The organism is Ruminococcus champanellensis 18P13 = JCM 17042 (assembly GCF_000210095.1).
Taxonomy (GTDB): domain Bacteria; phylum Bacillota; class Clostridia; order Oscillospirales; family Ruminococcaceae; genus Ruminococcus_F; species Ruminococcus_F champanellensis.
In genome coordinates this window covers 1,915,921-1,942,603 of the sequence record NC_021039.1, presented here as the reverse complement: position 1 = coordinate 1,942,603, position 26,683 = coordinate 1,915,921, and the positions used below count along the sequence as shown (strand labels likewise).

Below are 26,683 nucleotides of genomic sequence, written 5' to 3'. Positions count from 1 at the left end.
CCACCCCTGCTGTCTTGACAGCAGAACCGGGAATCTGTATAATAGCAGTAACAGAAAGAGAAGGAGGATGCAGCATGCATCATAAGCAAATCCGAGCCCTCCTCATTGCCCTGACGGTACTCACCGCCGGGCTGACTGCCGTAAACGGTCTTACAGATCCTTTCCGATTGGCAGAACGCAAACACGCTTCTGTACAGCTGAATCAGACTGACGAGCTGCGGGCGCCCTTGTTCAGTATCCAGAGCGGATGCTACCCAACTGAGCAGAAGCTGATGATCCAGACAGAGACCAAAGGCGCCACGGTGCATTATACCCTGGATGGCAGCACTCCCACTCCCCAGTCTCCGGAATTCACCCAGGCGCTCACTCTGAAGGATCGATCCCAGGAACCCAATACCCTCTCAAAGATCGGCGACATTTCTCCAAACGGCAACTTTGTCCCGGAGGAGCTGGTGGACAAGGGTACCGTTGTCAAGGCGATTACGGTGGATCAGAACGGCAGCTGCAGCGACGTGATCACCCATTCCTATTTTATCGGTCTGGATTACGGCAGTCTGCCGGTGATCTCCCTGTCCACGGATCAGGCAAATCTGTTCGATGACGCCACCGGCATTTACCGTCTGGGAGACAGCTATAAAGCTTGGCGGCAGGATCCGGAAAACGCATCCGCAGAGATCTGGGAGGCGGAGGGAAACTACTCCCAGAAGGGCAGAGAGTGGGAGCGTCCCGTATGCTTTGAGCTGATTGAGCCGGACGGCGGCACCTTTACCCAGCAGCTGGGCATGCGGATCATGGGTGCCGCCTCCCGTTCCTATACCCAGAAAAGCTTCCGGCTGTATGCCCGGGAGGAATACGGGGAGAAGAAGCTGCATTATCAGTTAATCCCCGGAAACAACAAGGAAACGGACCCGACCGCACCGGTGGATACCTACAAGACCTTTTTGCTGCGCAACGGCGGCAATGACCTGGACTATGCGAAATTCCGGGACAATCTGATCCAGCAGCTGTTTGCAGACCGGGATATCGCCACACAAAGCGCCCGTCCTGCCATTGTATTCATCAACGGCGAATACTGGGGCATCTATGCCATCCAGGAGGACTACTCCGAGCATTATCTGGCAGAACATTTTGATGTGGACAAGGATCAGGTGATCCTGATCAAGCGTGGGGAGCTGGAGGAAGGAACAGAGGACGATCAGCAGATTTATGCATCCTTTGCCACCTGGATCCGGGATACGGACTTCTCTGATGCGGGCAATTATGAAAAGCTGTGTCAGCAGATGGATGTGCAAAGCTTTATTGATGAATACTGCGTTACCATTCTCACTGCCGGGGAGGATAGTCTGACGGAGGACAACAACTGGCGGATCTGGCGCACCCGGGATACGGATCCCTCCAACCCCTATGCAGACGGCAAGTGGCGCTGGATGCTGTATGACACCGAATATTCCCTGGGACTGTATGCCGGGGACAAGGGCGGAAACTTTGCGTTAGATACCCTGGCGGCAGCACTAAAGGCGGACAGCTTCAATGCCGGCCTGCTGCAAAAGCTGCTGGAGAACGAAGCCTTCCGGCAGCAGTTTGTGCTGACCCTACAAGACCTGGTCAATGAATCGTTCAATTCCGCCCGCACCACTGCCCTGCTGGCAGAGTATGAAACCCTGTATGCCCCCTACATGCCTGCGCAATTCAATCGGTTCGGTCCGGACTGGGTGGTACAGTGGATGAAGCCCTATGACAAATACTTTGGGGATCAGGTAAACCAGATCCGACAGTTTTTCAAGCTGCGCCCCTCTCAGATCCCCGATTTTCTGCAAAAGGATCTGAATCTGTCCCAGGAACGGGAGACGCTGACCCTGACTGTCAATGATGCAGCCCTGGGTACGGTACAGGTCAACGCACTGAAGCAGCTGGATCTTTCCGGAACCTGGTGCGGTACATACTTTGCAGACTACCCCATTACTCTGACCGCTGTACCGGCACCAGGCGCCTCCTTTACCGGCTGGAGCGGAGATGCATCCGAAACAGCGCCTACCATTACCCTCACCATGAACCAGGCAATGAACATTCAGGCGAATTTTGATTTAGGGTAGCACCAGCCAGTTGGCAAGCATCTGATACCCGTCCCGTATGCTCCATTCCCAGACAAACCGGGGGATGTACGCCTCCGCATAGGCAAGCAGCGGCGGAGACATGATCGATTCGTACCGGCGGTGAAAAGCTGCCTGCAAGGATGGGACATCCGGCTTTGGCATGCCAAGCAACTGATTTCGCTCCGTAAACAACACCTGCAAAGGAGCAGCCTCCAGCAGAATTCCCGTCAGCAGTTGATTGACCAGCAGTTCTGCTGCGCTGATGTGCAGATCCTCCGGCTCACAGTGATAGCTCCGGGCATATCCTGCAAACAATGCCGCCAACGCAGAAGCAGGAACCATCCGGCACAGCTGATTCTCCAGCAGCAGACAGGAATAATAGGTACCCACGAACCACACCCCCTCCTCCGGCAGTGCATACGCCTGCCGCCCAAGGAGGGGGTAATCGATACCCATGCAATCGTTTCGTGGATCAAACCGGGCGGAATATCCCTTGCAAAAACGATCAAAAGCATGCTCCATGGCATACTGATAGGCACCGATGGGCAGGCGGCACCGGATGGCATAGGCTTGCCGGAAAATCGCCTTGCAACGGGTAAAGGCATCCAGTATGCATTCCATGCCCCGATGACTGATTTCTTCCATGTTCCCCTGCTGCAGCAAATGGATCCCCTCCGAAAGGGGCAGTCGGCTCAGGTATGCATCACACCGGAACAAAACCGCATCGTACAATTGCCGGGCAGCGGTACGGGGTATGGTACTGCTTGCCCGCTTTGTGTATTCCGCCGCCGTTTCCGCAAATATCCGATCCAGCCCCAACCGGATTCTTCCGCACTGGGTATCATCCAGCAAGCCCTTTTCCCGGCATGCCTCCAGCAGGGAAAGCGTATAGTTCCTGGGATCCAGAGCATCCGGCTCCACCGGAACAGCACATTGCGGTTCAAGCATCCCGATCCGCCCCCATTCCCCCTGCTGCACGGTCATGCACCTGTCGGTAAAAATACTCCAGTTCCCGACTTTGCAGCAGCTCCAGACTGCCGCCGCAGCGATGCTCAAACCAGGCAAACAGCAGCTGCACCAGTTCCTCATCCCCGATCAGCTCCAGGCTTCCCTCCTTGGCAGTGTAGAAAATATCCAACAATTGGAGCAGCGTAGACGCATACTCCTGCTGAGACAGATAGCTGCTCTGGCAAAAAGCTTCCGCCAATAGTGCGGCTGCACTGCCCCCCAACCGGATCCGCTCCCCATCCCGGCACAGAACAGACTCCGCATGCACCAATTCCCCGGCCTGCTGTTCTGACAGCTGTAATCCGTACTGACGGGCTGTCTGGTTCGTATCCAGCAGCAGTTGCTTGTCAACATCGTCAGGATAAGCCTTTGGTAAAAATGCCTCTAAATTCATAAAACGTCTCCAAATCTTTATCTGTTTTTTCTATTGACAAAATTAAATAATTGTGGTATGATAATAATATATTACATAATTATCATACCACATAGGTTCAGATACGTCAATCGGCTCCGGCAAATTTCTGCCGGAGCCGATTTATTGTTATGATGCTTTAGGGAATTTAAGCATCCTTTTCATCATAGCATGCAAACACTGCATCCACCGCCTTCTGGTCACAGGGCTTTGTAAACATGCTGACGATGGGTACGAGCACGATGGACAGAACCATCAGAATCGCACCTACGTTAATGGGAGATGCCAGGTTGAACGGGCAGGATGCCGCCGCCTTGACAAGACCCGGGAAGGATTTTGAAAAGAAAGAGAACACACACATATGGAACACGGTACCGCCGATGCCCACCACAAAACTGGTCCAGACTGCCGCTTTGGTCACCTTCTTGGAGAACAAGCCCCACATGAACGGGCCAAGGAATGCACCTGCCAGAGCACCCCAGGAGTAGGACATGAGGGTGGAGATGGAAGTGGTCTTGTTAAATGCGATCAGCACAGAAATCAGCAGGAATCCGCCGATCAGCACACGCATGATGGTCACTTCCTTCTTATCGGTCATGGATTTCTTCATTGCCGGCTTGATCATGTCGATCGTCAAGGTAGAACTGGAGGTCAACACCAGGGAGGACAGGGTGGACATGGATGCGGAAAGCACCAGAACCACCACCAGACCGATCAGCAAATCCGGCAGTGCAGTTTGCAGCACCGCAGGGATCATTGCGTCAAACTCCGGCTTACCGTTGGAAAGGGTTGCGATCAACGTCTTGCCGCTGGTATCCGCTGCATCCGTGGTGCAGAACAAGCGATCAAAGCCCCCCAGCAGGTAGGATCCCCCTGCTACGATCAAAGCAAAGACAGTGGAGATCACGGTACCCTTTTTCACAGCGTCCTGATCCTTGATTGCGTAGAACTTATGTACCATCTGGGGCAGTCCCCAGGTACCCAGAGAAGTCAGAATCACCACGCCCAGCAGATTGATGGGATCCGGACCGAACAGAGTGTTCAGCGTACCAGCCTTGGCACCGTTGGTGTCGATCTGCTTCAATCCATCCAGTGCAGCAGAAAAACCACCCTGGTTGTGAATCACACAGTATACCACGACTGCAATGCCCACCAGCATGACAATGCCCTGTACAAAGTCATTGATGGCAGTTGCAGCATAGCCCCCCAGGATCACATAGATTGCTGTCAGCACAGCCATTGCCACGATAATCAGCATATAGGAAGCATCGGAGGTCATGTTGAACGCCATGGCGAACAAACGGGACAAACCATTGTAGACGGATGCCGTATAGGGAATCAGGAACACGAACACGATGGCTGCTGATGCCAGCTTCAGGCTTTTGGACTGAAACCGGTTTTCAAAGAATTCCGGCATGGTCTTGGAGCCAAGGTGCTTGGTCATGATCCGGGTACGCTTCCCCAGGACGATCCAGGCAAGCAGACTGCCAATGACAGCATTGCCCACTCCGATCCAGGCAGCGGACACACCGTAATTCCAGCCAAACTGACCGGCATAGCCGATGAATACCACTGCGGAAAAATAGGAAGTACCGTATGCAAAAGCGGTGAGCCAGGAGCCGGCTGTTCTGCCGCCCAAAACAAAGTCGCTGACGGATTTGGTTTTTCGGCTGGTGTAAAAACCGATTCCGAGCATGATAATGATGTAAACAACAATCATCCCGATTGTACAAGCGAGTGTCATGAAAAGAACCTCCTTTTTTGCTTTAAACAGTTGCGCTTTAAATTACGAAAGTTATTATAGCAGAATCCATCGAATTTGTCAATAACTTTTTCAAGGGCGAAATTATTTTTATTTTTTGCATTTTTCCCATAGAAAAGCCGTGCAAAGCATACTCTGCACGGTTGAAATTTCTTATCCATTGTCCGGCGCACTGATCATGCAGGTGGGCACATAAGAAAACCTCTCTTTCAGACGGTTGATCGTATCCCGGGTAAAATTCTTCCCCTCCAGGATCAAATTCTGCAAATGATTCAGCTGCGTCAGAGATTCCGCATGATACAACTCCCCCTCTGAGCATACATACAGATTCCGCAGCTGGGTCAGAGGTGCCAGCAGGGACAGATCCGTCAGCCCCATGCCGTCCAGATCCAATGCATGAAGCTGCTTGAGGGCTGCCAGATCCCGAAAATCAAAGGGGGCAGGATCCTCCGTTGCGCAAATGGACAGCATCCGCAGCTGTTCACAATCCCGGAGCAGATACAAATCAAATGCCGCTGTGTCGATCAAGGATAATGTATCCAGATGATCCATCCCTCCCAGTACGGAAAGATCCCCGAACTGCCGGATATCACACAAACTCAGCATGGTCACGTTGGGAAAAGCATACAAGAAGGACGGATCCGGCAGGGTTTCGCCGGCAATAGTCAGATCCGCAAGCTGGACATAAGAACCGGTATCCTGTACCTGAGTCAGATCGCATCGTCCCAATTCCAATTCCTTCAGATTTGGGCAGAGCCGTAAAAATGCAAAGGACTTGATCTGTAAACCCGTCAGAGACAATTCCGTCAGCCCCTTCAGCCATGCCGGATCCAGCTCCCGCTTTCCAAACAGGCGGCGGAGTACCCCTTGCTCCTGTGCCTGTATTTTGTAAAGCTGTCGAAACAACTCTTTGTCCTGTATATCCGGGTGCTCCCAAGTGATCATAGTCCGCTCCTTAATCCCGCCAGCGTTTCCGGAACGCCAGACAGGTCATATTCTCTGCCTTTTTGAATTGCTTTGTGAAATAGCTTTGATCATGGAAACCGCAAAGCTCCGCAATCTCGTCAATGGACTTATCCGTAAACCGCAGCAGCCGCTTGGCATAGTTGATGCGCATCGCAATAATATGCTGAAAGATGGTTTCCCCGTAAGCCTTTTTAAATTCCCGGGTCAGGTAATACTTACTGATGTAGAATTTCTGAGACAGCTCATCCAGGGTGATATCCGTGCAGAATCGTTCATTGAGATATGTAAGAATGGTATGCAGCTTGGCGCGCAGAGCATTGTCCTCTGACCGGATGCTCCGGAAGGTCAGCAGCTGGGTCAGCAGATTCACCAGCAGTTCGGAAGTCAGAATCTCCGTTTCCGCCGTTTTTTCCTCATTGATGCGCATCAACTCCTGTAACACATCAATGAATTTGGCTGTGGAGGCGGGGCAGAATACCACATCGTTCTGGGCGGAAAACAGCTCAAAATAAGGCTCTGAGGAGCAGCCATTAAAGTGAACCCACATGACCTCCCAGGGGGTGTCGCCGCTACTATGATAGGAATGGGACTGGCGGCAGTCGATAAAAAAACATTCGCCCTTTGTCAGCGTGTAATTGGCTTCCCCATAATGCAGCACACCCTTGCCGCCCAGCACGATTACAAACAAAAAGGACTGGAGGTTCGTCCGTTTTGTATTATGCTTCTGACAGGTTTTCAGATAACCGGTCTCCTGCAGATAGAAAAAGCATTTCTTTGCCATAGTACTTGGAGTGCTGATGATCCGCACATCCTCCTCGGCAAATCCATGCGCCTCGGTGTTTTCCTGTAGCATGCTGTTTCACCCCGTCCATCAATCCCGGCGAATCCGGGTACCCTTTTTGCGCTTGTCCCGTACCAGTCCCCGGATTGGCTTTGTCCGCTTGGGATAGATCCGGATAAAGTAAACGCAAACGCCCAGATACAGCACCGTCAGCACAATGGAAAGAATCAGCGCAGTTTTCATCCATTTGGAATGCCTGAATTCCCGGGCAGCAGACAAATTGAACCGGACAAAGGATTGCTCCACATCACTGGTGGCGATCAGATCCACCTTTTTCAGAGTTTCTCCCCCGAACCGAAGCTCAATACTGCCCAGTACCTGTCCCTTCTGTACCGGAGCCTTTACGCTGTCCTCCTTGACCACGATCCGCTGCACCACGCTGCGATCCACCGTATCCGGCCAGAGCATCACCAGTTCCTCCCGGGGCTTGAGAATCACATAGTTGTTTTCGTTCTTGGCATTTTCCACTGGGATCTCGGCAATCTCCTCGTTAAGGCTCAGAATCTCCTCATAATTAAAATGACCGAACGCCCAATCCAGCACCGCTGCTGCATCCTGCAGGTGATAATAGGTATTCTCCTTGTTCTCATTATAGATCGGGGACTGCATCAGAATCACCAGATAGTGATGTCCATCCCGTGCAGCATCCACCATAATATTCCTGCCGTATTCCTGTAAGGTGGCAGTTTTCAACCCAGCGGCACCCTTATAGTAAAACCGGCTTTCCTCATCCATCATAATATTGGCATGGCTCCAGGTCAGCGTGCCGTTCTGGTGATTTTCCTGGGTGCGGATCTGGGGCGAATAGCTTGCCGTCCGGGCGATCTCCAGCACCTTGGAGGCATGCTCCTGGATATACTGCATCATCAGCAGCATGTCTCCGGCTGTGGTTACCTGGTATTCATTATATCTGCCGTCCGGGTTGGTAAAATGAGTATTTTTCATGCCGATCTCTTCTGCCTTCAGATTCATCATCGCTACAAAACCCGGCACGCTGCCGTGCCCGATTTCATCTGCGATCACGACGGACGCCTCGCAGGAGGAGGTCAGCAGCATGGCATATAGCAATTCCTCCAGGGTAAACACATCCCCCCGGTAGATCTCCCCATACCGCAGGTCGCTTGGATAGCTGTAATCCACAAAGGCATCAAACAGGGAGCCCTTGACCGTCACCTGGGTACCTGCAAGATCCTGGTTATTCTCCACGCAGATCAGCGCAGTCATCAGATTCACAAGAGCGCCGGGCATCATTTTCTCGTCTTGATTTTTGGCGTACAGTACCTCCCTGGTATCCGTACTGTACAAAATCGCCGCCTTGCTCTGCAGATCGAAGGTGGGTGTAAACATAGCGGATGCACGCAGACCCGGCAGGCATATATGCAATGCTGTCACACAGCAGATCAACAAGATGGCTGTCTTTTTTATTGGATTGATCCAACGCATATTGGTTCCCTCACTCTATTTCAAATCCGGTTTCAGGTGTTGTCTTTTTATTATACCAAATTTTTAAGCGTTCGACTAGTGTTTTTCGAGAAAATTTCAAAAAATATATTTACCCCGGACAAAAAATATGCTATACTGTCCAATGAAACAAAAACTGATCGAATCAGCAGGTAGGAGGCACATATCCGTGATCTATGTAACCGGTGATATGCACGGCGATTTTTCCCGTTTTAAGGATTCCCCGCTAAAAAAGCTGAAAGCAGGCGACACGCTGCTGGTATGCGGAGACTTTGGCTTTATCTGGGACGGCTCCCGGCAGGAGCAGAAGCTTTTAAAGAAAATCGGCAATCTGAAATACAATGTAGCATTTGTGGACGGCTGTCATGAAAATTTCGATCTGCTGGAGGAATACGACGTTACCGAATGGAACGGAGGGCAGGTGCATCACATCTGCGGCAATCTGTATCATCTGATGCGGGGCGAAATCTACGAGATCGAAGGCGAACGGATCTTTGCCTTTGGCGGCGGACACAGCGGCGATTTCGACATCCGCCGGGATACGGACAACTGGTGGGAACGGGAACAGCCCAGCTATGATGAAATCATGCATGCGGTGGAAACACTGGGCAATGCGGACAATGCGGTGGATTTTATCATCACCCATGAGCCTCCCGCATCCTTAAAGGACTGCTTGAACGTGGACACCTCCCAAAGACTGGAAGTACATGCATTTTTCGAGGACATTATCAAGGTCTGCACCTTCCGCAAATGGTATTTCGGCAAATGCCACATGAACAAGCGGATTCCCTTGAAGTTTTATGCCATCTTTGATGAGGTACACTGTCTGAACGAACCGGATTAGTCTGGTAAAATCCACAGCATGGCTTGACGAACAGCCAAATTTATGGTATAATGAAAAGAGGCGGGGAATGCACTCCCCGCCTGTTCATTTTTCAGGCGATACCGTGCAGAGCTTGTACGGTACTGTCAGCAGCAATCCCCAAAACGAAAGGACACAACATGCAATTTAACGAACTCGCACTTTCCCAGCCCCTATTGGACGCAGTCGCACAAATGGGTTTTACAGAAATGACAGAGATCCAGGAAAAAAGCATTCCGCTGATGATGCAGGGAATAGATCTGATCGGCAGATCCAACACCGGCACCGGCAAGACCGCCGCATTCGGCATTCCGGCAGTGGAATCCATCTCCCAGGAGGATCCCCGCTCGGTTCAGGTTCTGATCCTCTGCCCCACCCGCGAGCTTGCCATGCAGGCCTGTGAGGAACTGAAAAAGCTCTCCCGGTTCATGCCCTGGGTACGACCCTGTGCCGTATACGGAGGTGCCAGCATGGATCGGCAGATCGGCGATCTGAAACGGGGCGCAAACATTGTAGTGGGCACACCGGGACGGGTTATGGATCACATGAACCGGCGCACCCTCAAGCTGCAGAATCTGAAAACCGTGATCCTGGACGAGGCAGATGAAATGCTCAACATGGGCTTCCGGGAAGACATTGAGACCATCCTGTCCGGAGTGCCGGAGGAACGGCAGACCGTACTGTTTTCCGCTACCATGCCCCCGGAGATCATGGCAATTACAAAACAGTTCCAGAAGGATCCGACGGTCATCAAAATCGCTGCAAAGCACCGGACTGTGGATACCATTGAGCAATACTACTATGAGACTGCCATGGGCAGAAAGACGGATGCACTCCGGCTGCTGCTGCTGGCATATGAACCAAAGTCCGCTATGGTGTTCTGCAACACCAAGCGCACGGTGGATGAGCTGACAGAGGCACTTTGCGACAAGGGCATCCAGGCGGCAGGACTTCACGGAGATATGAAGCAGATGCAGCGCACCCAGGTGATGAACGCATTCAAAAGCGGCAGGATCGGCGTTCTGGTGGCAACGGATGTGGCTGCCCGGGGCATTGACGTAAACGGCATCGACCTGGTGTTCAACTACGATCTGCCCCAGGACAACGAGTACTATATCCACCGCATCGGCAGAACCGGCAGAGCAGGCAAATCCGGCACCGCCCTGACCCTGGTCAGCGGCAGGCGGCAGGTGTTCGCCCTGCGGGATATTGCAAAGTATACCAAAGCGGAAATCATCCAGAAGGCACTGCCCACCCGGGCGGATCTTGCAGCAAAGAAAACACAGCAGCTGCATGACGCAGTGGCACAGGCATGCGCCGAACAACCGTCTTCCAGAGCAGAGGAACTGCTGAACCGGCTGACGGAGGAGGGATATACCGCACAGCAGATCGCCCAGGTACTGCTGGAGGAAAAGCTGTCCGCATCCTTACAGAGCATTCCCGAATTTGACGCACCCCAGCCCATCCGCCGGGAAGGCAAGCGTGGCAGAAGCGCCGTTACCACTGCAAAGGTGGATATCAACATTGGCAGACAGCAGCGCATTGCGCCCAATTTCATCCTGGGCGCTCTGGTAGATGCCACCGGTCTTTCCGGCAAGGACTTCGGCAAAATTGATATCTTCGACCAGCACACTACTGTGGAAGTGCCGGAAGCGGAAATGGATTTTGTCATTGATTCTCTGAACGCCGGCAAGATCAACGGGCACAAGGTCACCGTCAAGCGCTACGAGGGCAAGGAAACCGGCAGCCGCAGCGACTTCCGGGGCAAGTCCCGGAATGACGGCTTCAACCGCCGTCCCCGGGGCAGGAATACAGACCGGCGAAACGAGCATAAAAAGCAATCCAGACGATTCTACGGATAATGCGAAAGGAAGAGCGTATGAAAGCCAAGAAAAATCAGCAGCCGCCCAAGAAGTCCATGGGAATGCGCATTTTTATTCTTGTACTGGCAGGGATTCTCCTGCTGTCTTTTGTGATTTTCCCGTTGATCAATATGTTCTGATCCGCAAAGCAAATACCCCACAAAGCGTTTCCGCATGCTCCGTGGGGTATCTTATTTTTCACTACGGTTCAAAGTAATACCGCACAAAGGCACGCTCCAGATCATCCCGGAACCCCAGAGAACGGTAAAAGCCCTGTGCGGACGCATTTTCCTGCAGGCAGGTGAACACGATTTCCAGGCACTGCTCTGCTTCACAGATCCGGCATAGCTCTGCAAAAAGCGCTTTTCCAATACCCCGGCTCCGGTATGCCGGATCCACGCACACATACCAGATGGTCGCCATGGGCCGCATGCCGTCAAACACCGTGTGAAAGAAATGCAGGGTGGCATAGGTCACGACCCTGCCGTCCACCTTTCCCACTACCAGTCGGTAACTGGGATCCCGGCTGCACAGAGCGAAGGTCTGCTCCACCTCCTCCAGTGGCACGGACTCGAAAAAGCTCTGCATGCACAGCGCATAGCAGGCGGCAAGATCCTCTCGCTGCAAAGGTTCAAAGGTCAGTTCCATTCAAAAAGCTCCTCTCCTTTAGCAGTGTAGCATGCGGGCATCCATTTGTCAAGAATCTGTAAAAAGTTTGCCCTAGCAGGCTTTCCCACTTGAAAAGCCAGGCGACGTATGTTATACTACATATGTATTGGTCTCAGAAACAGGAGGTTATCACTATGAGCCGAATCAAACAGATTTTATGTGTATCCGCTGTCCTGGGTGCCGCATGCTTTGCGGTGGCAGCAGGCAGTCTTTCCGCTTCCGCCGCAACAAAAGAAGACGTAATCGCCGCCGCACGGGCTGCCGGCTTTCCGGAAGTCTATGTGCAGGCAGGCATCAACAAGCTGAACGAGGAGGAGTATACCTCAGAGGATTATGACTCCTTCATCGCCGCACTGCACACCTATGAGGATGAGATCTGGGAAAAGATCAACCAGCAGTTCGGCACTGTCACCACTACCCCAGAAAACGGAGGACCTTCCACCACCGTCACCACCACTGCTCCCGTGCAAACCGAGGAATCCGGCAGTGTCGTCACCACCACAAAGCAAAAGCCCTTTATCAATATGACGCTGGAGGAAAAGGTGGCATACGTCCAGTCCCTGCCGGAGGAAGAACGGGCAAAGTTCATGGCATCCCTGTCCAACACCGAAAAGAACAGCATCATCAAGCAGCTGAGCCTGAACGATAAAACCGACATCATCAACAAGCTGATTGAAACCGGCAAGACCATGGGCTTTTACTTTACTGTGGATGATCTGGAGGATGACAAGCTGACCATTTCCGCCCGGGATGAGGAGGGCAAGCTGATCGATGTCTCCTCCATGGGCGTTGTGGTGGACGATACCGGCATCTCCCATACAGGGCTGATCTCCGGCTTGCTGACCGGAGTTGCCGCAGCCGGTGCCGGACTCTATCTGATCGGCAGAAAGCTTGGAAAGGAACAGCATGAATAAGACAGAACAACCGGAGCATCCGGCAAGGAAATCCAGAACAGGACTGATCGCTGATCTCTGCACCCCCCTGCTGCTTCTGGTGCTGTGCGGTGCCATTACGGCAGTAGCAGCCATCAAGCCCTACGAAAAGCTCCAGACCTATCTGAACATTGCCTTTATGGACAATTTCAAAAATTCCGATCCCCAGGCAGGGCTGCTCATCAAGAATAATCAGATCAATACGGAGCATCAGGGGCAGACCTATACTGAGGGCAAAATTCTGGTGCCTGCATTCGGCGAACAGTACGCCACTCTGAGCTGCGACTCCATTTCCCTGAATGTGCCCGTATACTGGGGTACCACCGCCGCTCTGCTGGAGCGGGGCGCCTGCCAGGCAACCAGCTCCGTTGTCCTGGGCAATCCCGGCAATGTGGTTATTGATGCACACGTCAACACCTTTTTTGCACACCTGGATCAGATGTCTGTCGGGGATACGGTGGTGCTGTATACCCAGTACGGCAGATTCACCTATGAGGTTTCCGAAACCGTCACCTTTCAAAAGACGGACAAGCGGTATGTAATCCCCACAGAGGATGACAGGCTGACCCTGTATACCTGTATCAACAACGTATTCGGCTCCTCGGACGACCGGTATGCGGTGATCTGCAAGCTGACGGAACGTGCATTCTATCAGGAAACGGAGGGGCAGAATCCATGAAGGCATCCGGCAAATACTTCGCAAACATTGTTATAACCATTCTGCTGGTGTTCAGCCTGCTGGCAGCGGAGGGCACTTTGTTTGTCCGGCTGTATGCAAGTAAGGCGGACACCTGCCTGTCGGTCATGGAGGAACAGAGCCTCAGCGACCGGATCTACACGTCCCTGGAGGCACGGTTTACGGAACAGGTTTCCACCAGCGGCATCCCCGCTCAGGTATACATGGATGCCCTCACCCGGGAGCAGCTGGACTCCGGCGTCCGGGCAAGCGTCACCTCCGCATATGCTTATCTGCACGGCACCTCCGACAGCTACGCCTTTGAAATGGATCTATCCTCCCTGGAAGCAAGTATCCGTCAGTTTTTCAGCGATTATGCTGACCAGATCCAGTACCCCAAGGATGAGACCTATGAAAAAAAAGTCAATGCGGCTGTGGACAACGCCAAAAAGCAGGTGCTCCAGACCGTGGATGTGTTCCGGTTTTCCACGCTGGAATCCGCCGGTCTGCTGTCCAAAATCCGACGGGTCATGCCCTGGCTGAATCCGGCTATGGCTGCATCTGCTGCCGTGGTATGCGTTCTGTTGGGGCTGCTGGCATGGATCAACCGGAAACGCCCCCTCCGGATCCTGTACTGGAGTGGATGCAGTCTGACGGTTGCCAGCTGCATTGCGCTGATCCCCTTGATCTACGTCAAGGCAACGGATTATTTTGCTGCATTCACCATTAAGACCACTCAGATTTATGCGGCAGTGACCGGCATGCTGAACCGAATGACCGATGCCTGCCTGCTGCTGGAGGGCATCATGCTGGGCTGCGGCATCCTCTGTCTGGCGGCATATACGATTGGAGCCTGCCGCACATCCAGGCAATAAGATAACCCAGAAGATCCTGTGGAAGCAGGATCTTCTTTTTTTGCCGCAAATCACTTGTTATTCCAGCCGGATTATGCTATAATAATATGTATATAGGTAACACCGCACAATGATTGCGTGGTGCAGCCTATAAGATCTGCCCGTGTGAATCGGGGGAACGGAGCGTATTATGAGAGAGTTCATTATTTCCGCAGAAGCCTTCTGCGATATGGATCCGGCATACATGCAGCAGCAGCATGTGAATCTGATGGGAGCGGTATACGCTCTGTCCGATGACGAGTATCAGGAAAATACCCCCAACTGTCTGGATCCCAAAACCTTTTATGACCGGCTGCGCAAGGGAGAAATGCCCCGCACTTCCCAGGTCAGCGTGGAACAAGCCAGAGCCTCCTTCGAGGAGATCGTCCGCAGCGGCAAGGATGTGCTGCACATTTCCTTTTCCTCTGCGTTGAGCGGCACCTGCCAGTCCTGCACCATTGCAGCCAACGACGTGATGGAACGCTACCCGGACAGCAAGGTGCTGGTGGTGGATTCCCTGTCCGCTTCCATGGGGCATGGTCTGCTGGTGGAGTATGCTCTGCGGCTCAAGGCGGCTGGAAAAACCATCGAAGAGACTGCCGCCCTCGTCACCCAGAATCGACTAAAATTCTGTCACTACTTTACAGTAGATGATCTGAACCATCTGCACAGGGGCGGTAGAGTGTCCAAGGTTTCCGCAGTGGTGGGCGGCATGCTGGGCATCAAGCCCATTCTGAATGTCAATGAAGAAGGCAAGCTGATCCCCTTCGCAAAGGTGCGTGGCAGAAAGCAATCCCTGCTTGCACTTGTGGAAAACATGAAAAAGAAATATCACAACGATCTGGATCTGCCTGTATTCATCAGTCACGGAGATGCCCCGGAGGATGCAAACTTTGTTGCCGACCAGGTTCGGGAACACTTCGGCATCCAGGATATCCGCATCGGCACCATCGGCCCGGTCATCGGCGCCCACGCAGGGCCCGGAACCGTTGCCCTGTTCTTTATCGGCAAGGACAGAAGCATCTGACCGAAAACAGAAAGGATGTACCCCAATGTCAAAGCTTTTTCCGCTGCTTACCTGCGGCGCACTGTTGCTGGCGCTGACCGGCTGCAATCAGTCCGGCTCATCCCAGAGCAATTCCGCAGCCACTTCTACGGTGGATTCCAATGCCGTATCCCCGGATCGGCAAGCCACCGATTACGACAGCCTGGTCAAGGCATTCTCCCCCCTGCTGGATCAATACTACGAGGGTCTGCGCACCCAGAGCTTCGATACTGCATTCAATGTGTTTCCCAGCTTTTATGTAGATCAGATCAAAAAAGAATGCCAAAAGGAAGGCATCACCACCGACCAGTACGTACAACAGGCGCACACTTATTTTTCGGATAAATACGGTGCGGATTACACTGTCACCTACACCATCAACCAGATTTTCCAGCTGACGGACGATTCCCTTGCCAGCTACAACGACATCATTCACGAAAAGTTTGATGACGGCGTTCAGATCACTGACGCCTATTCCGTGAAAATCACGGAAACAGACGATGGCAGTGCCGGCAGTGAGACCTGCGACCTGGAATGGTATGTATTCGTCATTGGCGGTCAGAATTACCTATATGAATCCTATTACGAAACCACATAAAACAGCGCCTGAGCAGCAGCATCGCTACTCGGGCGCTTTCTGTTTTCCAGGCTATTTTGTTTTATCAATGTGTATGGAGGATATCACGGCATAGAGCAATGTGACTCCGGCTGTCAGCAATACAAACCAGATCATCCATCGAATCTGCCCGAACACAGCGATACAATTGAGCAGGAAGATCACACCCACCAACAGCAGGACAACACCCGACTGACGGTAGTAGGGGGACTTGTTCATCTCCGCCCGTTCCTTTTCGGATGCATAGAAATACGAGTTGTTCAGCAAAGGTCCTTTTTCCGCCAATTGCAAGCCACCCACTACAAATGCCGTTGTCGCAATTGCACCCAACAGGATGCCTAGAATGATTGTTCCCATCATACCACCGCCTTTCTGCTATCATAATAGCACATTGTGAATAGATTGTCAACGCTTATCAGCCGGTCATCCGCCGCATCAGCAATACCCCCTGCTCCTTGAGCCAGCGGCTGCACCGATCATAGTCTGGAAACAACTTGTATAACTCCGCATAGAACGCCTTGGAATGATCCATATGCTTTCTGTGGCAAAGCTCATGGGCAACCACCGAGTCCAGCACCTCCGCCGGAGCAGCCATCAACAGGCAGTTGAAATTCAGATTTCCCTTGCTGGAGCAGCTACCCCAGCGGCTTTTCTGGTTCCGGATGGTAATGCGCCCATAGGTCACACCCAGCAGTCGGGCATAGTATGCCACACGCTGGGGGATCACCTGCACTGCCTGCTGTGCCATATGCTCCAACTCCGCCGCAGCAAACCGTCCTGCATCCTCCGACTGCCTGGCAGCCATTCTGCTTCGCTGCACATACTGTTCGATCCGATCGGCATGCTGACTGAGAAACGCCAGAATATCCGCTTCCTTTGCCAGGTAAGGTGCCTGTGCAGTGACAACGCCCTTCTGATCCACCTTCACCCCGATGGTTTTCCTGCCGCTGCGGATCAGCTGTACCGGCACAGAAATACTCTCCACCCGAAACGTGCCTGCAAACACCACCTTACCCTTGGTCATACCTGCTCCCCTTTCTCCCGTTCCCGGATCTGCAATCCATCCTCCTGCACCTGGCAGGGCAGATACAGCACCCGGACGCCTGCCCGCCTTGCTTCCTCTAAAGCAGTTCCAAATTCCGGATGCATTTCCAAATTGGGATGCACCATGTTCACTCCCGGAATGGCGATCACAAACGCCAGGTAACACTCAAATCCTGCCTCGCATGCTGCTGCCAGCTCGTGAAGATGCTTGACCCCACGCTCCGTGGGCGCATCCGGAAAGTAGCCCTCTCCGCCCACCTCCAGGGTACAACCCTTCACCTCGATCAAAATCCGCCGACTGCCGCATTCCAGATAAAAATCCACTCTGGATGCGCCGTACCGATACTCCGGTCTGCACAGAGTCATGTCCGCAAAGATCCCCGGCTTTGTGCGCAGCCACTCCTGTACAACCGCATTCGGTGCCTGGCTGTCGATATTGATCCAGCCCACCCCCGGCTTGTACACACTAATCAGATCATATCGTGTCTTTCTGCCAGGGCGATCCGACTCCGCCAGGATCACCTCCCTGCCCGGCAGCAGCAGTTCCCTGCACCGTCCCGTATTCTTTACATGCACCGTTTCTTCTCTGCCGTTCCGTGCCGTCACCGCCACAAACCGGTTGGGACGCCGGAGAAAGACTGCATGCGCTGTGCGCTCATAATGCATCCGGAAATACCTCCCCCTGCATGTCATAAACCGTGTCCAGTGAGATCACGGTACCGTCCCGGAACAGCAGTTGCCTTGCTACTTCATCAATACGGCGCAGCACACCGGTATAGGGCAGATACACGCCCCCCTGCTTTTGCGGATCCGGATGGAATGCAAGCACCCGGATCTGTACATCGCACCCTGCATCCCGAAGGATCTGTAAACAGGCATCCAGCCTGTTCCGGCGATCCTCTGTCAGTTCCAGCTTGTGTTCCACATACCGTGCCGCCTCATCAATGCCGTCCTCGTACCCGGTCAGCGCCTTGAAGGAAGCAAACTGAGCCGCCCGTTCGTGCATGGACATGGGCTGTCGCCGGGTGGAAACGTGATGAGGATGGTACAGAATATCCGCATATTCATTCATGCCCGATGCCCTCCTACCTGCCCATTCCGGGCAATGGCAGTTGCGCCCTCCTGCAAATTCATGCCCTTGAGGACAGCGTTTTTGCCGTAACGCTGCTGCATCGCCAGGATGGTTTTTTGCAGGGACTTTTCCTGCTGCTCTGCTTGCTGCTGTGCTGCATGCCGCTCCGCCTGTTCCGCAGGATCCGTAAACAAATCCAGCTGCATGCAGGTATCCCGGGGCAAATCCTGTTCCCGGATCACATGATTTGCCACCACATACATCCGCCGCACCAGCAGCCGCTTGTCCACGATCTCCTCATACAGCCGCACTACCGCCGGCACCATCGTCCGGGCAGAAGCAGTAAACCGCCCCAGATTCGTGGAGCCATGTGCCATTTTGGGCACTGTCTTGCCATAATGGTTCCGCTCCAGAGTGCCGGCATAATCCTCCGGGATACCCGTGTAATCATATCCCACTGTCAGCACCATCTGATCCGCTACCACGCCCTTTCGCACCAGATCCAGCACCAACTGCTCCGCCATTTCCCGGACAATCAGCCTGCCCTTTGCAAAGGAATAAGGCTCCGGCAGCACCTGCCCCTGACTCAAGCTGTGCGTCTCCGGCTGGTATGCCTTGATATCCCGGATCCGGCAAGGCTCCCAGCCCCAGGCATGATCGATCAGCAGCTCCGCATTGACCCCGAACATCTGATACAGCTTCTTTTCGTTGCACTCCGATGCCCGTGCCACATCCCCCATGGTATACAGATACGCTGCCTCCAGTTTTTTGGCGATGCCCTTCCCCACCCGCCAGAAATCCGTAATGGGACGGTGGGACCAAAGCTGCTGCCGATAGGCCATCTCGTCCAGCTCGGCGATCCGCACGCCATTTTCGTCCGCCGGCATATGCTTTGCCACAATATCCATCGCAATCTTTGCCAGATACAGATTCGTACCAATACCGGCGGTTGCCGTAATACCGGTTTCCCGCAGTACATCCCGGATCATACGCATAGCAAGCTCTCTGGCGGTACAGCGGTAGGTTTTCAGATACCCGGCAGCGTCAATGAATACCTCGTCAATAGAGTATACATGGATATCCTCCGGGGCGATGTAGCGCATATAGATGTTGAAAATCTTGGTGGAGATCTCCATGTACTTTGCCATCCTGGGCGGAGCCGTCAGAAAGGACAGCTTCAGCCCCGGATCCCGGTTCAGCGCATCCGCCAGATAGGACTCCCCTGTAAAGGTGCCCACACGCCGCAGCCGGGCACGGTTCACCTCCTTTACCTTCTGGATCACTTCAAACAGGCGGGCTCTGCCGGGAATGCCATATGCCTTCAGGGAAGGAGTCACCGCCAGGCAGATGGTTTTCTCCGTGCGGCTCTCGTCCGCCACCACCAGGTTCGTGTTCAGCGGATCCAATCCTCGGTCCACGCATTCCACCGAAGCGTAAAAACTTTTCAGATCAATTGCAATATAGACTCCCACAGGATCACCTCCAACACCTGTTATTCCCGAACGTTTCTGAAAAAAGCACCATCCGGTGCATAGGGCAGCTTTAAGGGCACACCCAGCTTCTGCATTTGCTGTACTTTGATCAGCAGCAGGTTCACATCCACGCAAAGCATACTGGCAGCCGCTTCTGCATCATAGCCTTCCCGGACAAGCTCTGCCAATTCCCCATCATCGATCAGCAGATGGGCGGCAAATGCATTGGCCTCATACTCCGTCCGACCTGCCATCCGGAACAGCTGAAATTCCTGCAGCCCCTCTCCCCCGGCAAGCTGACGATGCAGCTGATCATGCCCCAGCTCATGGGCAAGCACCATCCGGTACAGATCCTCACTGACGTTGGGATTCATCAGTACGATCCGATGCTTCCAACGGTAAGTATACATACCCAGCAGGTCACGGAAATCCGGGCAGTCATACACCCGGATCCCCATATCCGCCGCAAGCCGCACCGGATCGCTGGTACCCCAGTGCCGGATCAGCGCCTGCACCTGCCGATAAACTGTACTGGGATCCATACTACTCCTCTTTCTTGCGACGACTGCTGGACACATACTTCTGATTGTCCTCCTTACAGTCAAAATACGCCTTCTGCAGGGCGATCATCACCGCATCCCGGTCATTTTCCGACAGCTCTCCCCCTGCAAACAAACCGGTCAGTTCCGCCACCAGTGCCTCTGCCTGCTGCTTGCCCCGGCTTCCGAATTGCTCCGATGCCTGGGTCACAAAGGATTCATCCTCCGCCATCAGATAATTTTTCTCCACTCCGAAATACGCTGCCATTCTGTCGTAGATCTCCCGATTCCGTGGGTACCGTCCTTCCTGCTCATAGGAAACATAGGTGCGCAGGGATACATGGATCCCGTCCGCAACAGCCTGCTGGGTTTTCCCCTGCTGGATCCGCAGGATTCTGATTTTTTCTGCAAATTTCATGGAGCCCTCCATCCCTGCAATACGCAATTCAATTGCATATTCATTATACCTCATTCTCCTATGAAAGTCAAGGCAATACCCTAAAAACTTTGTATGGAAAATTCATCTAGTGCGAAAAAACACCGCACAAAGCCCTGGACAAGCCTTGTACGGTGCTGTTCTGATTGATGCAGAGATTGTTACCTATCGCTTGATTTTAAGGCGACACTACATATCGGCACACGATTCCCATGGGTTTTTTGCAAAATATAATAGGTGAACGCTCCTGCATTCAGAGTCAGTGCCCCGACCCATGCAGCGATTTCCGCATACACCGTTGCATCAAATCCGATTTTGCCGATAAACAGGGCAATCACGAGGATTCTGAACGCCATTTCTACCACACCGGACACCATGGGCAGCATAGGCTTCCCCATCCCCTGGCAGCCACTGCGGAATACAAACAGAAAGTCCACTGTAAAAATCATGAAACCGCATTTTACAAGGAATCCGGCTGCAAGCTCTATCTGTTCACTGCCGTTGAGCATCAGGGACGCAAGCAGTCTTGGGAACAGTACCATGAAGGATCCCAGCAGAATATAGGATAAGGCTGCAATGGACAGACATACCTTCAAGCCGCTGAGGATTCTATCGTATTGTTTTGCGCCGTAATTCTGACTGGTAAAGGCGGACATGGTGTACCCGGCAGTGCATGCCGGCTGCATAAACAGATTGATATACTTGCTGCATGCAGAGTATGCGGAGGTGTACACCACGCCCATACCGTTTACAAAATACTGGACGGTCATGCATCCCACTGCGGTAATGGAATTCATAATAGCCATAGGGATTCCGTTTTTCAGAAGATTCAGGATCATGCTTCCGATGTTCCGGAAATCCTCCCGTGTAACCCGGATCAATTCAATGTGGCGCAGCTTCTGGAAACAGATCGCCGCAGAAACCACCTGTGCCAGCACGGTCACTGCCGCCGGACCGCCCACGCCCGTCTTGAACACAAATACGCACAGGGAGTCCAGTATGATATTCAGAACGGTGGAAACAACGATGGCATAAAACGGCGTCTTGCTGTCCCCCAGGGCACGGAGGATGCTTGCGCACAGATTGTAGGCGATGCTGGCTGCAAGTCCTCCGAAAATGACGTAGCCATAAGTCAGACTGTCCTGCATGATCTTTTCCGGAGTTTGCAGCAGAAGAAGCACCTGCCGGAGAAAGAGCATGCTGACGATCGTAAGCAAAGCCGTCATGCCAAACGCCAACAGAATGGCGGATGCCACAGAGCGGCGCAGATTCTTCTGATTGCCTGCCCCATAATATTGAGCAGTAAGGATCGAAAAGCCATTGGTCAGTCCGATGGAAAAGCCAATCACCAGGAATGTCAAGGACGACATATTTCCCACAGCCGCCAGCGCATCATCCCCAAGTCCCTTTCCTACGATGGCGGTATCGGCAATGGAGTATATTTGCTGTAGCATATTGGTAAAAAGCATAGGAAAGAAAAACGTTAAAATCAGTTTTGTGGGATTTCCTCTTGTCAAATCATAGGTTTGTGCCATAGCCATGCCTCCTTTCTATGAACAACACCATTATATAAATCTGTCCGATATTTTTATATCAGAACTGTGGTATTTTTATCAGAAGTATGGTATAATCGCAGAAGAAACATAAAGTTCAGGAGGATGTAGTTATGAACACCAATCGGGATTTGAATTATCGTCTTTATTTGCAGCGTGAGGAGGGCTTTCACCGGATCTCCTTCAGCAGTGAATTTGAAAAATACAAGATCATCAGCTCCGGAGATGTAAAAAAAGTCCGAGAGAATATCGCCGGGATCAAACAGAATTTCTACCAGGGTCAGGGCACCCTTTCAAAAGATCCGGTCAAGAATGTGCGCTATCACCTTATCGTTGCGGTGGCGCTGATCTCACGGGTCTGCGTGGAAAACGGCATGAGCCACGATCTTGCCTACACCCTCAGTGATATTTACATTCAGCGGGCGGATGAATGTGAGCGCATTGACAGGATGATCGATATGCTGGGAGAAATGCAGCTGGACTATGCGGAACGGATGCGGGAGATCAAAAAAGAACATGTGGGGTCTATTCATGTGAGAAAATGCATGGACTATATTTATGAGCATTTGCAGGAAAAGATGACCATTGAGGGGGCGGCAGCCTATTTACAGATCCACCCCACATATCTTTCCAAGCTATTTTCCAAAGAGGTGGGCATGCCCTTTCGGCAGTTCATCATCCACGCCAGAGTCAATGCCGCAAAAAACATGCTGGCATATTCCGATTTTTCCTATCTGGAAATCTCGCTGTCCCTGGGCTTTTCCTCCCAAAGCGCTTTCACCAGTACATTTCGCCGGCTGACCGGCATGACGCCCGGCAAGTACCGGGAAGCGTTCGGGAACAGCACTGCGGAACAGATTTAAATACTTGCGACCCGCAAACGTGTTGACAAATCCAGTATGGTGTATCATAACAATCAGACAAGCAATGCGTAATATAGCATGCGTAAACAGCGAAAACATTTACACGATAGAAAGCAATGCAGAGAACACTCCCGGCGGATACGGTGGAAAGTGGAAGTTGTTTGAGTGCAAACGAGCGGATGTCGAAAAGATCAGCACCCCCTAGGGGTGCTTTTCGTATGCCATAAACCGTATTTAAACTTCCTTGCAAGGGCGTTTTATTTATGCCAAAAAATTTCAACTCACACGCCCGTGTAGGGCGTGACCGGTGGGCAGGATATGCTGTACAGCCGTCAGCGAATTTCAACTCACACGCCCGTGTAGGGCGTGACGCGATGCAGTCAGCCGGATCATGCAGAATACCCGGAGGAGCTGAAAGGCAGTGAGCATGCGTCCTATCGCTGGATCGGGGGTGTCCGGCATGGCTGACTGGATACACATCGGCGGCAAATCCACCACCCTGACCCCGGGAGAACGGCGGATCCTGGACAAGCTGCGCAGCGGTCAGACGGAAGCGCAGATCCGGCACGATCTGCAAATCGCAATCGGGGAACTGGTGGACGCCATCGCATCCATCAAGTCCAAAGGATACAGCACCGAGCAGGTGCACGAAAGGAGAACAAGGAAGATGACTGAAGAAAAAATCGCAAGAGCAAAGGAGCTGCGGGCACAGGGCTGCACCCTGTCCCACATTGGCAGGGAGCTGGGAGTATCCGCTGTCACCGTTAAGAATGTGCTGGACAAGGCAAAGGAGGAGCAGGAAGTCCCGCCTGCTCCCGCTCCGAAAGCGCCGGAGGAACAGGTGCCCGGATCAGTCCTGCGCTGCATCCAGGATGCCATTGACGACAAGCTGCGGCTAATTGAAGTCTATGAGGCAAGAAAGGAGGAGGCAAAGGCGGAGCTGGCAGAGCTGCAAGGCTATGTCCGAGCCTACCAGCGGGGTTAATCCCCGCATCGGTAATGCGGCCAAAGGCGGTGGCAAGCCCGCAAGAACGCAGAGCCACGATAAAAAATAAGGAGGATCATGAAATGGACAAAATCAATATGGACGCAGTTCTGGAGGACATCCTGGCGGTCAAGTCCCTGGAGCAGGACATCCGTGCGGTCAAGGAGGCACAGGATGCCGCCAAGGCACGGATCAAGGACACCATGACCCAGTTCGGGCTGGAGGAGCTGACGGTGGATGTATTTACCGTGCGGTACAGGGACGTTACCACCTCCCGGTTTGACAGCAAGCGGTTCAGCCAGCAGCATAAGGCGCTGTATGAGGACTACCTGACCAGCAGCACATCCAAGAAGCTGACCATCAGCTGAGGTGGCGCATGACGAAGGAACAATGGGCGGCGGTAGAGCAGAAGATCCTGAACTACCCCTACACGATTGCAAAGATCCGGGCGGACGGTCATGTTCTGAGCCTGAGCATGCAGCGGGATATGGTGGATTTTAAAAGCAACGAAGAAGCAATGGCAACATTCTGCAGTACGAGCATAGCTATTTTGCAAACGTGTGGGCTGGAGGAGGCCACCGTCTCATTCACAGACGCTTCCGGGGAGCACTATGAAGTGGTGATCCGGAGAGCCGGCAGCGCAGCTGACGAGGAGGACGACACATGATCTACCGCATTTGGCGCATCAAGAACCGGATCACCGGTAGGTATCTTGCCGCCCAGCGAGAAGGCGGCGCAATCGTCTATCTGGTTTTTCTGGCTGAACAGGCGGCAATGCAGTACATCACAGACAGAGGGTTGAACGCCCGGATCTTCCAGCCCTGTGCATCGTACAAACAGGGCACGAGATAAGGAGGAATGCAGAATGGCACTATTTCTGATTGGCCTGATCCTGGGCGGCATCACCGGCGCCCTGATCATGGCAGTATTGATCGGAGGTAACAGCGATGACGACGATATCAGCTAGCCAGATATCCAGGATCTACGCTGCAGCCCGGGATCTGGGCATGTCCACCAAGGGCGAGAGCGACGACCTGCACACCCTGGTGTATGCCGTCACCGGCAAGGACAGCATCCGGCAGCTGACCGCCGCAGAAGCCAGGGAGGTGATCCGGGAGCTGGACAAACGGAGCGTCCCGGCAGACACCCATCGGCGCAGGCCTGCCCCGAACCCCAGCGTATACCCACCGGGACAGATGACCCCGTCCCAGATCAATAAATGCTGGCGGCTGATCTACAGTGTGTGTGCTTCGGATCCGTCAGACGTGCCGCCGGCGGATCGGCTGGCAGGTGCAGCGGAGCGATTCATCGGTCAGCGGCCCAACATGATGGCGAAAAACCCGTTCCGGTTTTTCACCCAGGAACAGGGGTCCAAGCTGATCGAGTCCCTGAAGCGGCTGGAATATTCGGCGGAGGTCAAGAAGCTGAAGCGGGACAGAAAGGAGTGAGCATATGACAGATCAGGAGCTGATCCGTGCCATGCGCCGGTTAATGGTGGAAACCGGCAGTCTGGCGTGCTTGGACTGCGGACATGAGCATAGTTGCGGAATTCATGGCTGTGCCGTCATCCGGCAGGCTGCGGAACGGCTGGCGGAGCTGACACAGGAAAAGAGCTAATCGGTGTGTAGATGGGAGGCAGCGCATGGATCACAATGACATTGAAATGACGGATCTGGAGGGTGAGCAGCGGGAGCTGGCGGAAACGGTGGGGATCACCGCGTATAGAAAGCTGGTGCAGGTCTATGCAGGACAGTTTGTCTATATTTCCAAAGCAGAAACTGTCCTGCTGAAAAAACGAAATCAGCGAATCCGAGCAGAATACACCGGGCAAAATGTCCGGGAGCTGGCAATCAAATACAATCTGTCCGAAAGCACGATCCGGGTGCTGACCTCCACGGAAAAGAAACGCATCGACAACGAGCCAACAGAAGGGCAGATGCCCCTGTTGTAGTATTATTTTCAGACTGTTATAGCCTTTTTTACGGCGCATTTATTATATGGTATAGTTTGATCAGAGAGATCGAGCTATACCATTTTTGTTTGGAGGATAGATCATGGACATCAACGTAATCGTGGCTGTGGTGGAGGGCATCATCAGCCTGGCAGTGGGGGCGCTGACATTCTTCCTGCGGCGCACCATCACGGAGCTGGACAAATGCCGGGAGGATATCGCCAAGGTCAAGGAGGACTACATCACCAAGGAGGATTTTTTCCGGGAGCAGGCGGATACCCGCCGGAAGCTGGATCGGATCATGGACATCCTGCTGGAGATCCGGGGAGGTAAGTAAGATGGACGAAAAAGAACAGATCCGCCGGCGGATCGCAGCCGGCAATTTCGTGGCTAACAACGGCAGGGTGCTGCGTACCATCAATATCCTGCGATATGACTACAAAAAGCTGCGTGAGATCGAATACGCCCTGCCGGATATGGAGCATGGAGAGATCGTGGACAGCGTCAACTACCTGGCGGAATGCGGCTACATCAAGCTGCGGCATGTGGTGTCCCAGCAGCCTGCTGCCCTGTCGGACACCAGGTGGGAGGAGATCGAAGCCAAACTGACCGCTGACGGCATCCGGCTGCTGGCAGGCTGCAAGCAGGACGCATGCGTGGAGGTGTAGGC

34 protein-coding genes are annotated in these 26,683 nt (G+C 53.1%); 19 read left to right on the top strand and 15 right to left on the bottom strand.

From position 1 onward, the window contains the following. Nucleotides 1-74 precede the first annotated feature (74 nt). Nucleotides 75-2,093, top strand: coding sequence for a CotH kinase family protein (locus tag RUM_RS08875; protein WP_015558789.1), 2,019 nt, complete (start codon nucleotides 75-77; stop codon nucleotides 2,091-2,093). On the opposite strand, the gene RUM_RS08870 is transcribed toward RUM_RS08875, so the two are convergent. The 6 genes from RUM_RS08870 to RUM_RS08845 form a co-directional block, all read right to left on the bottom strand. Next, entirely contained in the window at nucleotides 2,085-3,041 is a 957-nt protein-coding gene (locus RUM_RS08870; protein WP_015558788.1) for a DUF6179 domain-containing protein, read from the bottom strand. The two genes, RUM_RS08875 and RUM_RS08870, sit on opposite strands and share 9 nt — an antisense overlap. Next, nucleotides 3,034-3,495, bottom strand: a complete 462-nt coding sequence (locus tag RUM_RS08865; protein ID WP_015558787.1) for a DUF6323 family protein — start codon at nucleotides 3,493-3,495, stop codon at nucleotides 3,034-3,036. The genes RUM_RS08870 and RUM_RS08865 overlap by 8 nt, the downstream gene beginning before the upstream one ends. A gap of 166 nt (nucleotides 3,496-3,661) precedes the next feature. After that, nucleotides 3,662-5,257 carry a sodium:solute symporter family protein gene (locus RUM_RS08860; protein WP_015558786.1) on the bottom strand — a complete coding sequence of 532 codons (1,596 nt, stop codon included), beginning with the start codon at nucleotides 5,255-5,257 and terminating at the stop codon, nucleotides 3,662-3,664. Between the two features lie 171 nt (nucleotides 5,258-5,428). Next, on the bottom strand, nucleotides 5,429-6,220 hold the full coding sequence (locus RUM_RS08855; protein ID WP_015558785.1) for a leucine-rich repeat domain-containing protein: 792 nt from the start codon (nucleotides 6,218-6,220) through the stop codon (nucleotides 5,429-5,431). A 10-nt stretch (nucleotides 6,221-6,230) separates the two neighbouring features. After that, a complete protein-coding gene (locus tag RUM_RS08850; protein ID WP_015558784.1) occupies nucleotides 6,231-7,094 on the bottom strand; it encodes a helix-turn-helix transcriptional regulator in 864 nt (287 codons plus the stop codon). 18 nt (nucleotides 7,095-7,112) lie between these two features. Further along, entirely contained in the window at nucleotides 7,113-8,525 is a 1,413-nt protein-coding gene (locus RUM_RS08845; protein WP_015558783.1) for a D-alanyl-D-alanine carboxypeptidase family protein, read from the bottom strand. 187 nt (nucleotides 8,526-8,712) lie between these two features. Here RUM_RS08845 and RUM_RS08840 point away from each other — a divergent pair, with 187 nt between their 5' ends. The 3 genes from RUM_RS08840 (at nucleotide 8,713) to RUM_RS13180 (ending at nucleotide 11,407) form a co-directional block, all read left to right on the top strand. After that, entirely contained in the window at nucleotides 8,713-9,387 is a 675-nt protein-coding gene (locus RUM_RS08840; protein ID WP_041326379.1) for a metallophosphoesterase family protein, read from the top strand. A gap of 212 nt (nucleotides 9,388-9,599) precedes the next feature. Beyond that, on the top strand, nucleotides 9,600-11,267 hold the full coding sequence (locus RUM_RS08835; RefSeq protein ID WP_015558782.1) for a DEAD/DEAH box helicase: 1,668 nt from the start codon (nucleotides 9,600-9,602) through the stop codon (nucleotides 11,265-11,267). A 17-nt stretch (nucleotides 11,268-11,284) separates the two neighbouring features. Further along, nucleotides 11,285-11,407, top strand: coding sequence for a hypothetical protein (locus RUM_RS13180; protein WP_015558781.1), 123 nt, complete (start codon nucleotides 11,285-11,287; stop codon nucleotides 11,405-11,407). 61 nt (nucleotides 11,408-11,468) lie between these two features. On the opposite strand, the gene RUM_RS08830 is transcribed toward RUM_RS13180, so the two are convergent. Continuing rightward, nucleotides 11,469-11,915, bottom strand: coding sequence for a GNAT family N-acetyltransferase (locus tag RUM_RS08830; protein ID WP_015558780.1), 447 nt, complete (start codon nucleotides 11,913-11,915; stop codon nucleotides 11,469-11,471). Nucleotides 11,916-12,070: 155 nt separating this feature from the next. Here RUM_RS08830 and RUM_RS08825 point away from each other — a divergent pair, with 155 nt between their 5' ends. The 5 genes from RUM_RS08825 to RUM_RS08805 all read left to right on the top strand — a co-directional run bounded on the left by RUM_RS08825 (nucleotide 12,071) and on the right by RUM_RS08805 (nucleotide 16,080). Then, entirely contained in the window at nucleotides 12,071-12,850 is a 780-nt protein-coding gene (locus tag RUM_RS08825; protein WP_015558779.1) for a hypothetical protein, read from the top strand. Further along, the gene (locus RUM_RS08820) at nucleotides 12,843-13,547 is read left to right on the top strand and encodes a class D sortase (RefSeq protein ID WP_015558778.1); all 705 of its coding nucleotides are present in this window, start codon (nucleotides 12,843-12,845) and stop codon (nucleotides 13,545-13,547) included. The genes RUM_RS08825 and RUM_RS08820 overlap by 8 nt, the downstream gene beginning before the upstream one ends. Beyond that, the gene (locus RUM_RS08815) at nucleotides 13,544-14,419 is read left to right on the top strand and encodes a hypothetical protein (RefSeq protein ID WP_015558777.1); all 876 of its coding nucleotides are present in this window, start codon (nucleotides 13,544-13,546) and stop codon (nucleotides 14,417-14,419) included. Before RUM_RS08820 ends, RUM_RS08815 begins: the two co-directional genes overlap by 4 nt. 169 nt (nucleotides 14,420-14,588) lie before the next feature. Continuing rightward, nucleotides 14,589-15,464, top strand: coding sequence for a DegV family protein (locus tag RUM_RS08810; RefSeq protein ID WP_015558776.1), 876 nt, complete (start codon nucleotides 14,589-14,591; stop codon nucleotides 15,462-15,464). A 25-nt stretch (nucleotides 15,465-15,489) separates the two neighbouring features. Beyond that, nucleotides 15,490-16,080 carry a hypothetical protein gene (locus RUM_RS08805; protein WP_015558775.1) on the top strand — a complete coding sequence of 197 codons (591 nt, stop codon included), beginning with the start codon at nucleotides 15,490-15,492 and terminating at the stop codon, nucleotides 16,078-16,080. A gap of 51 nt (nucleotides 16,081-16,131) precedes the next feature. On the opposite strand, the gene RUM_RS08800 is transcribed toward RUM_RS08805, so the two are convergent. The 8 genes from RUM_RS08800 to RUM_RS08765 form a co-directional block, all read right to left on the bottom strand. After that, on the bottom strand, nucleotides 16,132-16,458 hold the full coding sequence (locus RUM_RS08800) for a DUF3784 domain-containing protein (RefSeq protein WP_015558774.1): 327 nt from the start codon (nucleotides 16,456-16,458) through the stop codon (nucleotides 16,132-16,134). Between the two features lie 55 nt (nucleotides 16,459-16,513). Then, nucleotides 16,514-17,122 carry a M48 family metallopeptidase gene (locus tag RUM_RS08795; protein ID WP_015558773.1) on the bottom strand — a complete coding sequence of 203 codons (609 nt, stop codon included), beginning with the start codon at nucleotides 17,120-17,122 and terminating at the stop codon, nucleotides 16,514-16,516. Continuing rightward, nucleotides 17,119-17,808, bottom strand: coding sequence for a DNA/RNA nuclease SfsA (sfsA, locus tag RUM_RS08790; protein WP_015558772.1), 690 nt, complete (start codon nucleotides 17,806-17,808; stop codon nucleotides 17,119-17,121). The genes RUM_RS08795 and sfsA overlap by 4 nt, the downstream gene beginning before the upstream one ends. Beyond that, nucleotides 17,798-18,214 (bottom strand): hypothetical protein, encoded by a 417-nt coding sequence (locus RUM_RS08785; RefSeq protein WP_015558771.1) that lies wholly within the window; start codon nucleotides 18,212-18,214, stop codon nucleotides 17,798-17,800. The genes sfsA and RUM_RS08785 overlap by 11 nt, the downstream gene beginning before the upstream one ends. Further along, nucleotides 18,211-19,686, bottom strand: coding sequence for a Y-family DNA polymerase (locus tag RUM_RS08780; protein ID WP_041326378.1), 1,476 nt, complete (start codon nucleotides 19,684-19,686; stop codon nucleotides 18,211-18,213). Before RUM_RS08780 ends, RUM_RS08785 begins: the two co-directional genes overlap by 4 nt. Nucleotides 19,687-19,706: 20 nt before the next feature. Next, nucleotides 19,707-20,228, bottom strand: a complete 522-nt coding sequence (locus RUM_RS08775) for an ImmA/IrrE family metallo-endopeptidase (protein WP_015558770.1) — start codon at nucleotides 20,226-20,228, stop codon at nucleotides 19,707-19,709. Nucleotide 20,229: 1 nt separating this feature from the next. After that, a complete protein-coding gene (locus RUM_RS08770; RefSeq protein WP_015558769.1) occupies nucleotides 20,230-20,643 on the bottom strand; it encodes a helix-turn-helix transcriptional regulator in 414 nt (137 codons plus the stop codon). Nucleotides 20,644-20,822: 179 nt separating this feature from the next. Then, nucleotides 20,823-22,196: an MATE family efflux transporter gene (locus RUM_RS08765; protein WP_015558768.1), complete on the bottom strand. Its 1,374-nt coding sequence runs from the start codon at nucleotides 22,194-22,196 to the stop codon at nucleotides 20,823-20,825. Between the two features lie 131 nt (nucleotides 22,197-22,327). Here RUM_RS08765 and RUM_RS08760 point away from each other — a divergent pair, with 131 nt between their 5' ends. The 10 genes from RUM_RS08760 (at nucleotide 22,328) to RUM_RS08720 (ending at nucleotide 26,681) form a co-directional block, all read left to right on the top strand. Next, nucleotides 22,328-23,077: a helix-turn-helix transcriptional regulator gene (locus RUM_RS08760; protein WP_015558767.1), complete on the top strand. Its 750-nt coding sequence runs from the start codon at nucleotides 22,328-22,330 to the stop codon at nucleotides 23,075-23,077. Between the two features lie 460 nt (nucleotides 23,078-23,537). Further along, nucleotides 23,538-24,062 (top strand): helix-turn-helix domain-containing protein, encoded by a 525-nt coding sequence (locus RUM_RS08755; RefSeq protein ID WP_041326377.1) that lies wholly within the window; start codon nucleotides 23,538-23,540, stop codon nucleotides 24,060-24,062. A gap of 83 nt (nucleotides 24,063-24,145) precedes the next feature. Beyond that, nucleotides 24,146-24,430 (top strand): hypothetical protein, encoded by a 285-nt coding sequence (locus RUM_RS08750; protein WP_015558766.1) that lies wholly within the window; start codon nucleotides 24,146-24,148, stop codon nucleotides 24,428-24,430. An 8-nt stretch (nucleotides 24,431-24,438) separates the two neighbouring features. Then, nucleotides 24,439-24,729: a hypothetical protein gene (locus tag RUM_RS08745; RefSeq protein WP_015558765.1), complete on the top strand. Its 291-nt coding sequence runs from the start codon at nucleotides 24,439-24,441 to the stop codon at nucleotides 24,727-24,729. Continuing rightward, nucleotides 24,726-24,914 (top strand): hypothetical protein, encoded by a 189-nt coding sequence (locus RUM_RS08740; RefSeq protein ID WP_015558764.1) that lies wholly within the window; start codon nucleotides 24,726-24,728, stop codon nucleotides 24,912-24,914. The genes RUM_RS08745 and RUM_RS08740 overlap by 4 nt, the downstream gene beginning before the upstream one ends. A 95-nt stretch (nucleotides 24,915-25,009) precedes the next feature. Next, nucleotides 25,010-25,510 carry a regulatory protein GemA gene (locus tag RUM_RS12190; RefSeq protein WP_015558762.1) on the top strand — a complete coding sequence of 167 codons (501 nt, stop codon included), beginning with the start codon at nucleotides 25,010-25,012 and terminating at the stop codon, nucleotides 25,508-25,510. Nucleotides 25,511-25,514: 4 nt separating this feature from the next. Next, complete coding sequence (locus RUM_RS12695; RefSeq protein ID WP_015558761.1) at nucleotides 25,515-25,679, top strand: hypothetical protein; 165 nt, start codon at nucleotides 25,515-25,517, stop codon at nucleotides 25,677-25,679. A 25-nt stretch (nucleotides 25,680-25,704) separates the two neighbouring features. Then, a complete protein-coding gene (locus tag RUM_RS08730) occupies nucleotides 25,705-26,013 on the top strand; it encodes a Mor transcription activator family protein (protein ID WP_015558760.1) in 309 nt (102 codons plus the stop codon). 103 nt (nucleotides 26,014-26,116) lie between these two features. Beyond that, nucleotides 26,117-26,350: a hypothetical protein gene (locus tag RUM_RS08725; protein ID WP_015558759.1), complete on the top strand. Its 234-nt coding sequence runs from the start codon at nucleotides 26,117-26,119 to the stop codon at nucleotides 26,348-26,350. Nucleotide 26,351: 1 nt separating this feature from the next. Continuing rightward, a complete protein-coding gene (locus RUM_RS08720; RefSeq protein ID WP_015558758.1) occupies nucleotides 26,352-26,681 on the top strand; it encodes a hypothetical protein in 330 nt (109 codons plus the stop codon). The last annotated feature ends 2 nt before the right edge of the window (nucleotides 26,682-26,683 follow it).